The organism is Paraburkholderia sp. USG1 (assembly GCF_031570135.1).
Classification (GTDB): Bacteria; Pseudomonadota; Gammaproteobacteria; order Burkholderiales; family Burkholderiaceae; genus Paraburkholderia; species Paraburkholderia dioscoreae.
This window is the reverse complement of record NZ_JAMWXW010000021.1, coordinates 110,580-122,814: the sequence shown is the minus strand read 5'-3', so window position 1 is coordinate 122,814 and position 12,235 is coordinate 110,580. Positions and strand designations below refer to the sequence as shown.

10 protein-coding genes are annotated in these 12,235 nt (G+C 61.4%); 1 reads left to right on the top strand and 9 read right to left on the bottom strand.

Annotated elements, in window-relative coordinates:
• Positions 1-3 precede the first annotated feature (3 nt).
• Positions 4-960 carry an OmpA family protein gene (locus NE850_RS25840; RefSeq protein WP_007176950.1) on the top strand — a complete coding sequence of 319 codons (957 nt, stop codon included), beginning with the start codon at positions 4-6 and terminating at the stop codon, positions 958-960.
• A gap of 96 nt (positions 961-1,056) precedes the next feature.
• Here the strand turns inward: NE850_RS25840 and tssA are convergent, their stop codons facing one another.
• The 9 genes from tssA to NE850_RS25795 all read right to left on the bottom strand — a co-directional run bounded on the left by tssA (position 1,057) and on the right by NE850_RS25795 (position 11,894).
• Positions 1,057-2,163: a type VI secretion system protein TssA gene (gene tssA / locus NE850_RS25835; protein WP_165188193.1), complete on the bottom strand. Its 1,107-nt coding sequence runs from the start codon at positions 2,161-2,163 to the stop codon at positions 1,057-1,059.
• Positions 2,164-2,236: 73 nt separating this feature from the next.
• Complete coding sequence (gene tssH, locus NE850_RS25830) at positions 2,237-4,915, bottom strand: type VI secretion system ATPase TssH (RefSeq protein ID WP_007176948.1); 2,679 nt, start codon at positions 4,913-4,915, stop codon at positions 2,237-2,239.
• A gap of 34 nt (positions 4,916-4,949) precedes the next feature.
• The gene (gene tssG / locus NE850_RS25825) at positions 4,950-6,044 is read right to left on the bottom strand and encodes a type VI secretion system baseplate subunit TssG (RefSeq protein WP_007176947.1); all 1,095 of its coding nucleotides are present in this window, start codon (positions 6,042-6,044) and stop codon (positions 4,950-4,952) included.
• Positions 6,008-7,846: a type VI secretion system baseplate subunit TssF gene (gene tssF, locus NE850_RS25820; RefSeq protein WP_165188191.1), complete on the bottom strand. Its 1,839-nt coding sequence runs from the start codon at positions 7,844-7,846 to the stop codon at positions 6,008-6,010. Before tssF ends, tssG begins: the two co-directional genes overlap by 37 nt.
• Positions 7,847-7,984: 138 nt before the next feature.
• Positions 7,985-8,464: a type VI secretion system baseplate subunit TssE gene (gene tssE, locus NE850_RS25815; RefSeq protein WP_007176945.1), complete on the bottom strand. Its 480-nt coding sequence runs from the start codon at positions 8,462-8,464 to the stop codon at positions 7,985-7,987.
• 85 nt (positions 8,465-8,549) lie between these two features.
• Positions 8,550-9,053 carry a type VI secretion system tube protein Hcp gene (locus NE850_RS25810; protein ID WP_007176944.1) on the bottom strand — a complete coding sequence of 168 codons (504 nt, stop codon included), beginning with the start codon at positions 9,051-9,053 and terminating at the stop codon, positions 8,550-8,552.
• Positions 9,054-9,124: 71 nt separating this feature from the next.
• Complete coding sequence (gene tssC / locus NE850_RS25805) at positions 9,125-10,615, bottom strand: type VI secretion system contractile sheath large subunit (RefSeq protein ID WP_165188181.1); 1,491 nt, start codon at positions 10,613-10,615, stop codon at positions 9,125-9,127.
• Positions 10,616-10,629: 14 nt separating this feature from the next.
• Positions 10,630-11,178 (bottom strand): type VI secretion system contractile sheath small subunit, encoded by a 549-nt coding sequence (gene tssB / locus NE850_RS25800; protein ID WP_007176942.1) that lies wholly within the window; start codon positions 11,176-11,178, stop codon positions 10,630-10,632.
• Between the two features lie 35 nt (positions 11,179-11,213).
• Entirely contained in the window at positions 11,214-11,894 is a 681-nt protein-coding gene (locus NE850_RS25795; RefSeq protein WP_007176941.1) for a tetratricopeptide repeat protein, read from the bottom strand.
• Between the last annotated feature and the right edge of the window lie 341 nt (positions 11,895-12,235).

Sequence of the window (12,235 nt, the reverse complement as noted above, 5' to 3'; positions counted from 1 at the left end):
ACGATGCTGAACCAACCTACCCGTATCGCCGCGCTGCTCGCGGGCCTTTTTCTCAGCGCGCTCGCGCATGCCGACAACGACGGCCCGGCTCGCGTCATGCCGGTCGACAACAGCGGTATTTCGATTCACACCACGATCCTGCCGCCTGCTTCGTCGGCGCCGGTGGGCAACGCGGGGCCGGCGGTGAACACGGCCGGACTCGCCAGCGGCACGACCGGCGCCGGCACTGGCGCCATCACCGCGGCACCGCCGCCCGCCAACGCAACGCCGGGCCAGGTGGTGGTAGGCGGCAAGGTGCCGGATGAAGCGACCAAGGCAGCCGTGCTTGCGCGCCTGCGCGACACGTACGGCGCGGCCAATGTGGTCGATCAGATCGAAGTCGCTGACGTGGCGACGCCGCCGAACTGGTCCGCCAACGTACAGAAGCTGATCGGGCCGCAATTGAAACAGATCAGCAAAGGCCAACTGAAAATCGACGGCACGCAGATCGACGTGAAGGGCGAAGTCCACAACGAATCGCAACGCCAGCAACTCGCAAGCGACATGGCAAATGCGTTGAACCCGACCTATACGATCAAGAACGGCCTGCGTGTAAGCGCCTCTGAACAGGGCCTGCTCGATCAGACACTCGCGAACCGCACGATCGAATTCGAAACCGGCAGCGCGACGCTCACGCCGCAAGGCCGTGCGATTCTCGATCAGATGGCCGCCGCAATGATGAAAATGACCAACAAAACGGTCGCGATCATCGGGCACACCGACAACTCGGGTAATCGCACGTCAAATATCGCATTGAGCCAGGCGCGCGCGGATGCGGTGAAGGGCTATCTGGTCGCCAAAGGTATCCCGCCGCAGCAGATGACGACGACCGGCGTCGGTCCGGATCAGCCGATTGCGTCGAACGACACGACCGATGGGCGGGCACGGAATCGGCGCATCGAGTTTCGCGCGGGGTCTTGAGTCGGCGTGTGTGCGGTGCGTATGAAAAAAGCCCGGCTTCGATCTTCGACAGATAACCGAAGCCAGGCTTATTGCTTAACGCGTCGAGGATTTTATCTAGCTGTTCTCTTCCGGCTTCACACCCAGCAACTCGCGAATATGCGCGAGCGATCCGTCGTCTTTCACCACGGTCGATAGCCATTGATGCAATGGCATATCCGCCGCCTCCGCCGCCTTGTCGGCGAAATACGCCGCGGGATTATGCGGCTCCGTGCTGCGGAAAAATTTGGCCACCGCACGCAATTGCGCGACGGCCTGCGCACGGCTCTGGATTCCTGCAATCGGGCTGGTCGGCATGGTCGTCAACACAGGTTCCTCGCGTTGCGGTGAGGTCTTGAAGGTGGGCTCGGCGCGTTCGTGCTCGTTCGGCGCGGGTGCTTTCGCGGGCGGCGCTGCATCGGCGTTCACACCCAGTTCGCGGGCAAAGCGCTCGGCCAACCGGTAGACGCTTTCATACGCGTCCTTTGCCTGGCGGAAACTCGGCGCGAAATCTCCGGCACGCCGGTCCAGTTCCTGTTCGAGGGCGAGCATGGCCGCTTCGAATGCTTTCAGATCGGCGAGCAGTGTCGGGTAAAACACCGTCGGCGTGGCGCGCTTCGACGCTTCGATCTGCTCGATCGACGGTTTGCCGCGCGCGATGTCGTCGGCGTGATCCGGATCGCGCTTGACAGCTTGCGCGACGTGCGTGGCCACATCCCAATCGATCGTGCTGTACGTACTGCCCTGCGACGACGTAATCGGCATGGCGCGCAACAGATCGCCCGTGCGGCCGACCAGCCACGCGACGTTGCCAAGGCGATACTCGGTGTCGTCGCCGTCCGGCAGCGGATGCACGTGATCCCAGTAGCGCTCGCAAAGTCCCGTCAACAACGCATAGCCTTGCGAAAGACCGTTGACGCCTTCATCAATCGCGAGGGCTTCCGTGAGCCAGACGGCGAGGCGCAAATCTTTAGTCTGCGTTTGCAGCAGACTGCCCGAACACTCGACAACGAAGGGCCAATCCGCCTCCTTGATCTCCGTGACCCATTCGCCCTGATCCAGCGATGGGTCTTCGAAACGGCGCGCGTGCTGAATCGCGTCGAAATCCGCTGAAAAAAGCAGATCTTCGCCACAGGGCGAGGTTTCGCTGAGCGGAGCCAGCAACGTGTTCAGATTAATCGGCATGGAAGAAAGCGATCACTGTCCGGTACGATATTAAAAGAAATTGAAGCACGCATGAGTGCGCGTGGACGTCCGCTCACACCACCGTGTAGTCGAATTCACCCGCCTCGCTCGCCCGCACGGCAATGCGTTCGATCGCCTCGCCGTTCGCCACACGTTCCAGCACTCGCCGCGCAATTTCGGGCAACAGGGTACCGTTCAGAATGTGGTCGACATTGCGGGCGCCGGAATCCACTTCGGTGCAGCGCGCGAGCACCGCATCGACCAGCGACTCGTCCCATTCGAACACAGCCTTGTGATTCGCTTCGATACGGCGGCGAATCCGTTCGAGCTTCAGTTCGATGATCTCAGCAAGCACGTCGTCGGAGATCGGGTAGTACGGCACTACTTTCATGCGGCCGAGGAATGCCGGTTTGAACGCCTTGTACAGTTGCGGGCGCAACGTCTCCGCGAGTTCGTCGGCATCAGGCAATTCTTCAGCGCTCCTGTTCAGGCAGGCCTGCATCACGGCCTGCGAGCCGACGTTCGAAGTCAGAATGATCAACGTATTGCGGAAATCGATCTCGCGGCCCTCGGCGTCGTCCATCGTGCCTTTGTCGAACACCTGGAAGAACATTTCGAGCACATCCGGGTGCGCCTTTTCGACTTCGTCGAGCAGTACCACGGAGTAAGGATTACGACGCACCGCTTCGGTCAGCACGCCGCCCTCGCCATAACCGACATAGCCCGGCGGCGAGCCTTTCAGACCGGACACGCTGTGCGCTTCCTGATACTCGCTCATATTGATCGTGACCATCTTGCGTTCGCCGCCGTACAGCACGTCGGCCAGCGCAAGCGCGGTCTCGGTCTTGCCGACGCCCGACGGCCCGACGAACATGAACACGCCGCGCGGCTTGTTCGGATCTTCGAGATTCGCACTCGCGGTGCGCACGCGCTGAGCGATCGCTTCGAGCGCGTGGTCCTGACCGATCACGCGCGCGGCCAGCAGCGGCTGCAGGTTGAGCACGGTCTGGATTTCATCCTTGACCATACGGCCGAGCGGAATGCCCGTCCACGACGCGACGATTTCGGCGACCACGTGACCATCCACCTGCAATGGCACCATCGGCTGGCCGCCTTGCAAGGCGTGCAATTCGGCCACGCGCATGGCGAGCGTTTCGCGTGCCTGCTGCGCCTTGCCGGCCTGTTCAGGATCCGCGCTACTCACGCGGGCCGCGTCGATGTCCGCGCGCAGGCCGACAATTTCCGTCACCAGTGCGCGTTCCTTGTCGTAGCGTGCTTCGTCTTCGGCGAGATGCCCGAGGTCTTCCTCACGCAGTGCGCGCAATTCCGCGAGCCGCTCGTCGTGCAGCGCACCGCTTGCCACTTCCCGTTCCAGCGCCGCGATTTCAGCGTCGATACGTTCGAGGCGTTTCTTGGTGTTGTCGATGGCAGCGGGGGTGGAGCTATGCGCGAGCGCCACTTTTGCGCAAGCCGTATCGAGCACGCTGATCGCCTTATCCGGCAGTTGCCGGCCGCTAATGTAGCGATGCGACAGGCGCACGGCTTCGGTGATCGCATCGTCCAGCACGCGGACGTTGAAGTGCTTTTCCATCAACGCGGCCATGCCGCGCAGCATGGCCGCGGCAAGCGCCTCGCCCGGCTCCTCGATCTTCACGACCTGGAAACGCCGCGCAAGTGCCGCGTCTTTCTCGAAGTACTTCTTGTACTCGCTCCACGTGGTGGCCGCGATGGTGCGCAATTCACCACGCGCCAACGCCGGCTTCAACAGATTAGCCGCGTCGTTCTGCCCGGCCTGGCCACCCGCGCCGATGATCGTGTGCGCTTCGTCGATAAACAGAATGATCGGATGCGGGCTCTTCTTCACTTCGTCGATCACGTTCTTCAGGCGGTTTTCGAACTCGCCTTTCACGCTGGCGCCGGCTTGCAGCAGTCCCATGTCGAGCACGTGCAACGCCACGCCTTTGAGCGGCGCGGGCACGTCGTCGGCGGCAATGCGCAGTGCGAGACCTTCGACTACCGCTGTTTTACCCACGCCCGCTTCGCCCGTCATGATCGGGTTGTTCTGGCGGCGGCGCATCAGAATGTCGGTGGTCTGGCGAATCTCGCCTTCGCGGCCTATCACCGGATCGATCTTGCCTTCGCGCGCCCGCTGCGTGAGGTTGCTGGTGTAGGTGTCGAGCGCCGGCGTTTGTGACGGCGCGCCCGCCGTGGTATCGCTCGCTGCTGCTGCGTCGTCCGCGCCGCTTTGCGCGCTCTCTGTCCCGTTGCTGCGCTCCACTTCGCGCGAACCCGCGGTCAGCTCGTCGAATTTGTGCTTCAGGTCGGTCACGCGCACGTCGCGCAGCAACGGCGACATGCGCTCGGCGAACTGCGCGAGATCCGGTGCGCTCAGCAACGCCAGCAGCAGATGCCCGGAACGGATCCGTCCGATCTGCGAATCGAGCGATGCAATCAGCCACGCCTGTTCGAGCAATTCGATCAGATGCTTCGAAAATACCGGCGTGCGCGTGTTGCCGGTTTTCAAACGCTGCAATTCGCGTTCGAGATCCGCTCGTAACGCATGCGCGTCGATTCTGCTTGCGCGCAGAACCAGCGCGACGTCGCTTGCCGGTTCGTCCAGCAACGCCAACAGCAGGTGCTCGAGATCGACCTCGTAGTGACCGCGCGCGAGACAATTGTTCGCCGCGAGCAACGCCGCCTGCCGGCAGGTCGGATTCAGTTTGGCGATCAGGGTGTTGAGTGACGTGCTCATGTGGTGCGATCCGGTCCGGGTTCTGTCGTGATAGTCAGTGAATCACATGCAATTCGTAGCGGGCATCCGCGCGGTCACGGTCAGCTTCCTTCGTGCAAAGGAACGCATCCCAGCCGAGGCGCGCGCCCTTGCTCAATACGCTCGGCCCAACGGCCTCGCGACGCAGCACCAGCGACACCTCGTATTCGAGCGTGACGCCTGCCAGCAGCGTGAGCATGCGTTCGAGCGCCACTGCGCGATCGGCGCCGGGTAAAAACGCTTCGTAGTCCGCCTTGTCGAGCGGTCCGATCACTAGCCGCGCGCGCATGTCGCGCTGCCAGACGCGCTCGCCCGCCAGCGCGGTCGCGCCGAGCGTCGCGTTGACGCTTCCTAGCAAAGTCAACTGATCGCGCGGCACGTCGTACCATTTGCCGATGAACTGCTCGACGCGCACCCGCACCTTGAAGTACTCCGATAGCGTGCGCTGCAAATAAGCGGCCGATACCGGTCGATGCCGCGCGGCGAGCGCGTAGCCGGCAATCGCTTCGTCGAACAACGCGCCTTCGCCGTTTTGCAGACTGTTGCGCGTGTCGTCGTCGGCGACACCGGCGAGTGCGAGCAGCAACGGCAAATAGCGTTCGTCGCGATCCAGTTCGTAATGAAACGGCAGGCGGTATTTCTTCCACGCCGCGTAGAACAGCGCCGTCGCGCGATTCGAAAACACGTCGAAGAACTCACGCGCGGCACGGTCACGTTTGATCTGCTCGCGCGCGACGATCTGTTCGGTGTAGTGCAGCGGCAATGCGCCCTGCCCGCCGAGCAAACCGAAAAAAGCGGGCGTGATATCCACTTTGTCGAGCGAGCCGTCTTCGAGCGCCGCCGTGCGTTGCGCCTTCTGTTTCAGTGCCGCGCCCGCGGCGCCGTAAGACTGCGCGCCGTGAATCTCGCTCGGCGGGAACGACATGGACAGCGAATTGCGAAAACCGATACGCTGGGCGACGATTTCGCCTGGGCGTCCGGTGTGAGAAGGCGATTGCTGCGCGAACCACTTCTCGAGAATCCGCACCGCCTGAAAAAATTCGAAGCGATGCGGCTCGTCGAGAAGTTGTTCGATTACGCCAGGATCGATTCGCCGCTGCGCGGTTTGCATCGCAGAATCTCCTCGCCGGTGCGCTTCGACACGACGACCAGTTGCACAAAGCTGTTCAGATGCACGTACAGCCCAAAAAACGTATCGATCACCCGCACGAACGACGCGAGACTCGTGCCGACGAAATGTTCTTCGTCGATCGTCAACTGAATCTCGATGCCGCGCACAAAAGTGGCAAACGGCTTGCCAGGCAGCCATTGCACAGCCGCGCGTTGTTCGATGCCCACCAGCCCGTCGATATGCCGCGCGGACACCGCCGTGCGCCGCAAATCGTAGAGCACGAGCATTTCCTTGAGTGCCGACAGGCCGCTATTCGCCAGCGATACGTGGTTCAACGCCAGATGCGAGATCAGCCGCCAATGCGCGGCGCGCCCGCGCTCGAAACGCACGCTCGGCGTAGGGCGGCGCAACATCGAGATGTTGCCGGTCAGCGAGCCGCCTTCGAGAAACAGATCGCCGCCTTCGAGCCCCACGGCGAGGCCGGCTGGCAAGTCGCGATTGGTACAGGTCAGATCGAGACTCAAGGTATCGGTTTGCGGCGCGGCCGGTTCGAAGTCGATATCGACGATCGAGATTTCGGTCTCGTAGCCCGGGCTTTTCTGCGCGACCCAATCGTTGCGCCTCGCGAACCAGTAATGCCCGGCACGCGCCGCTTCGCCGTGATGCAATGAATAGAAAGGCCGGAACTCGATCACCGATTCTTCATGTGCCTGCTGCCGGACGAGCTTCACCGAGTCGATCGAATAGACTTCGTAGGCAAATGCACGGCGCGCTTCCGCAATCACCGGATACGAAATCGCCTGATGGCTGATGCGGATCGGTTCGCCGTGCTGCTCGAACAGATTCACCACCGGCGTGCAGAACAGGCGGAAATGGTGCGCGCCCAATGAGTCAAGCAGACGCGCAACGTGCGAGTCGCTCCGCACTTCCTTGAGCACGACGTGCAGCGTCAGACGCTGGCAGCGGCCGCTCGCGCGCGTCATTGCGGCCAGATCGAAATCGGCGAAATTGAATTTTTCGGGGAACGCGAAGTATTCGGTCAGCAGCCGATACGCCGGATGCGACTTGGCCGGATAGTCGATCAGCGCGTCTTCTTCGGCGAAACCGGCTTGCACGACCGGCGACTCGCGCATGGCCTTCCACACGCCGCGACGATCGGCTTCCACGTAAGTGGCCATTCCGTTCACGAACAGACAGTCCGCCAGCGCAGCAATAAAAGACTGCTCGCCATGTAGATGCGTACGCAGCGTGCCGACTTTCAGCGCGGACAGATCCAGTTGCGCCGCCGTCGATTCGAAGGTGATCGACACGATCGCCGTGGCATTGCCCGGTAGCACGGTCGCGCTCGGCGCCATCGCCACCGACGTGTATTTCGCCTCCGAGATGCGGATCGGCGCCAGCGTCACGTCGTACGCGGTACGAAAACGGCATTGCACGCCGCGAATGGGCCGTGATTTGAGTTCGGTGCCGCACTCCACCAGCACCGGCTCGGTCAGATGACTCAGCGCGGCGGACGTGCCCAACTGCGCAATCGAGCACGACGGAAACGGCCGCAGGTAGTGCGGATACAGCACTTCCAGCAGCGCTTCGGTGAATTCGGGGTAGTCGTCGTCGAGTTTCTTGTTGATGCGCGCGCCGAGCAGCGCGAACGATTCGATCATCCGCTCGACGTGCGGGTCTTCGCAGTGCTCGCCGGACATAGCCAGCCGCGCGGCAATCTTCGGGTAGCGCTCGGCGAAGTCGCGCGAATAGCGCCGCAGAAATGACAACTCGCGCTCGTAATACGGCAGCAATTCTTCCATCGATCTATCCCCGGACCTGAAACCGCTCCGCCCAATCTGTCGCCACCGTTGCGCGTAACGGCGGCGGCAAAGCGGTACTGAAACACCACGACTCAAATGCCGCTGCTCAATCGCAGCGGCCAGAACAACTCCGTGCTACTACAGTTTCGCGCGTGCGCGCGTCACCGAGTATTGCAACGTGGAGGGCTGCAGCATCGCATCGAAACTCACCGGTTCTTCCGCCGGATGCACGACCAGCAACGCCTGAATCGCGAAGTTCAGCGCATTGGTCGATTGTTCGTTCAATTCGAGCGTGACGGCCACCTGCTGCAAGCGCGGCTCGTGCCGCGCAATGGCCTGCTGAATCGACTTGCAGATGAAAGTGCGATCGTAGTGGCTCGCAAGGCTCAGCCCCGCAAAATCGTTCAGACCGTACGTGAGCACCGAACGCTGACATTCCGGCAGCGCCGCCAACTCGTGCTCGGTCAGCGCGATGCGCGTATTCAGAATCGCCTCGACATCTCGCGCGACGGTGCTCTTCAATTCATCCAGCGACAATTGCCGCATTGCCGGAGAAGCCGGCAGATGCGGTTCGTCGTCGAACAGCTTGTCGAGAAAGCTGGGTTCGAAGCGTTTCATCAGCGTCCGAAGAAACTGCGCGACGCGCGGCGCACAGCATACGCGGCAACCCTTTCGAGCCGCGCGCGCCGGGTGCGCCCGCGCATCAGACCGCGTAAGTCTTGTCGTTCTTCGTCAGGCTCCACGCGCCCTGCGCGTTGCCGCCCTGGTTGCCGCCGATCTTCTGCTGCGTGTACTTCCATTGCACGGCGGCGTACTTCAGCGAGAACTGTTCGGTCGGCAAGCCTTCGCCCACCACGCTCGGCGTCACGCTCGAAATGATCACGTACTTGAGCTTCACTTCCAGATACTTGATGCGATTGCCTTCGCCGTCCGAGCGCATGAAGTCGATCGTGACTTCGTCGAACGTCGTGCCGCCCGATGCGTGTTGATAGATCAGCGGGCTGACCACGTCGATGTCTTTCGTGAACCGCATGTCGGCGTGTTCGCAGCGCTCGGAGGTGTGGCCACCTGCCGTCGAAGCCGTTGCCGAACGCGGTTGCGTGATCGAATGGTTCCACGAATCGATTTCGATCCAGCCAGCATGATCCTTATCGGCAGACTCGCCCTTGATCGCCGGATTGCCGAATTTTAAATAGATATCCTTCATAACTCCTCGACTCCCCAAAGAGGTGGTTTTAACAGCCAACCCGGACGGCTAGCCCGGGTTCTCTGATTTGCTTATGAATTGGCCGGTTTCGGCAGATCAGCGACAAGCCGCAAAGAGATCGACAGCTCGTCCAGTTGAAAATGCGGGCGCAGGAACGCGACCGAACGATACGCACCGGGCTTGCCCGGAATCTCCGAGACCTGAATCGACGCCTCGCGCAGCGGGAACTGAGCCTTCTGTTCCTGCGTGGCGTTGTCGTCGAGCAGCACGTATTGCGAGATCCAGCGGTTCAGGAACACTTCGACGTTCTGTGCCGATGCAAAGCTGCCGATCTTGTCGCGCATCATTGCCTTCAGGTAGTGCGCAACGCGCGACACCGAGAAGATGTACTGCAATTGCGCGGACAGAACCGCGTTAGCATTTGCGCTATCGGTGCTGTATTTCTTGGGTTTCTGCACCGATTGCGCGGCGAAGAACGCAGCGTAGTCCGAGTTCTTGCAGTGCACGAGCGGAATGAAACCGAGATCGCTCAGTTCTTTCTCGCGGCGATCGGTAATCGCGATTTCGGTCGGGCATTTCAGCGCGACTTCGCCGTCGTCGGTCTTGAAGGTGTGGGTGGGCAGATCTTCCACCAGACCGCCGCCTTCCACGCCGCGAATCGCCGCACACCAGCCGAAGTCGTCGAATGCCGCCGTCAGGCGTGCAGCGAATGCCCACGCCGCGTTACACCACAGGTATTTGCTGTGATCCGTGCCGTCCACGTCTTCGACGAAGTTGAAACCCTCCGCCGTGGCGCCGTCTTTCGGATTGAACGGCAGGCGGCCGAGAAAACGCGGCAGCGTGAGGCCCACGTAGCGCGAATCTTCGGCGTCGCGAAACGACTTCCACTTTGCGTATTCGACCGTGTCGAACACCTTGCCGAGATCGCGCGGCCTGCCGAGGTCGGCAAAGGTTTCGAGGCCCAGCAATTCGGGCGACGCCGATGCGATGAACGGCGCATGCGCGGCCGCCGCGACGTGTGACATCTGTTCGATGAAGTACACGTCTTCCGGCTGGCGCGTGACTTCGAAGTCGCCGATGATCGTGCCGAACGGCGAGCCGCCGAAGGTGCCGAATTCTTCTTCGTAGATCTTCTTGAAGAGCGCGCTTTGATCGAATTCGATCGCGGTCTTGAAGTCGCGCACCAGGTCGCGCTTGGGCGCATGCAGTGCCTTGATCTTGACCGTTGCGCCGGTATTGCTTTCCTTGCACAGGTAGTCCAGACCGCGCCACGTGCTTTCCATACGCTGGAATTGCGGCGCGTGCATCACCGCGCTCAGTTGCGCGGAGATCAGGCGGTCGAGTTCGGCGACGCGCGCGTCGATGGTGGCCGACAGGTTGTCGGACACCACCACCGTGCCGTCGAGCACCTGATGCACAAGCTCGCCGATCAGGTCTTTCGCGCGCGCGTGCTCGGAATCGGACTTCGCCACGCGGCTTTTCTCGACGATTTCGTCGAGCAGCGTGGATTCCGCACCGCTTTGCGCGGTGGCGAGTTGGGCTGCTGCCGTTTGCTGATTCATCTCACACCCCGTGCTTATTCGCCTTGCTTGTCGTGGTCCGGCGCGCCGCCGTGCTGGTCCGCCGCGTTGCCCTGATCTTTCGCCAGGGTTTGCAACTGCTGCGTGTTGTTGAGCACTTCGCTCAGCAGGTCTTCGAGTTTGTCGTTGCCGGCCAGCTTGTTGCGCAGATCGGCGAGCTTCGAGCGTGCTTCGAGCAGGCGCCGCAGCGGTTCGATTTGCGCGACCACTTCGTCCGGATTGAAATCGGCCATCGACCTGAAACGCAGGTCGACCGCGAATTTGCCGCCGCCCTCGCTCAAGCGGTTTTCCACCTGGAAAGCGGCGCGCGGTTCGATCGCTTTCATCACGTCGTCGAAGTTGTCGCGGTCGATATTGACGAACTTGCGATCGCGCAGCTTCGGCTGCTCGACTTCGGACTGTCCCGCCAGATCGGCGACCACGCCGACGACGAACGGCAACTCCTTCACCTCGATCGCATCGCCGCGCTCGACCTCATAGGTCAATTGAACGCGGGGCGGCCGCACTTTTTGCAAGCGTTTCTGAATGCTTTCTTTCTTCGCCATCGTCGGCTCCCGGGTGCTGGTGGATCAGGCTTGGGTCAGCGCAGCGCGCTGAACGGATCGGACGCGCCGCCGCTTTGCGCGGCTTTGGCAGGTGCGGCAGGTGCCGCCGGCACGGCGGGCGCAGCCGGCGGCGCGGCGGCAGGCGCGGTGCCTGTGCTGGCGTCAGGTGTATCCACCGGTTTGCTCTTCGCGATGTGACGAATGACGCGCTTCTTCTTTACGGCCGGCTTGTCGTTCGGGTCGGGGGGGAACAGCGTGGCTTCGCCGAGCGTGTCGCGCAACTGCTTCGCGAGCGCCTGCGCGTCCGACTTGGCATCACCCGCGAGCGAGGCGTCCTGACGCAATTCGCCGAGCGATTGCGTGGCGACGCGCAGGCCGGCCACGGCCAGCACGCTCTTGGCCTGGCGATCGGTCTGGTCGCGTTGCAGCGCTTCTTGCGCGGCGACGATTGCCTGGCCGTAGTGACCTTGCGCGAACTGGATCTGCGCAATACGCGACCACGGTTCTTCACGCGTCGGATCGGATTTGGAAAGCTGCTGATAAAGCGCAATAGCGCGATCCTGATCACCGCCCTTAGCGACGGTATCGGCATCCGCGAGTTGCTTATTAAAAGCCTCCGGTGTGGTCGCGAGATTGTTGCCCTGTGTCGCGCAACCGGCCATCACGCCGCATGCCAACACAACCCCAGATAGTTTTACTAACAGACGCTCATTCATCGTTTTTCACCGACGTGCGAATTTTTTATTTCAAGGGAAAACCGGAGTTTTGCTTTGCTTCAAGTGCGCGGGTATAGTACAGGCCAATTTTCGATAATTCAACTTTCGTGTGAAGAAGCATTGCACAAAAAAAATGCATGGGGCTCAATTAAACGAAACATGCAGAAATTGTTTCCTGTTTCAATAGAGTCAAACAGAAAACGGAAAAATTTGCCACCCACCTGCGGCAATCCGGCAAGTCACGCGTAGTTACATGCGCTTTGCATAAAGCGGCATTACGCGGCAAACCGTTGCTACAAATCACTGATTTGATTTCGTTATTAGATGTTTAGACGGGGGAC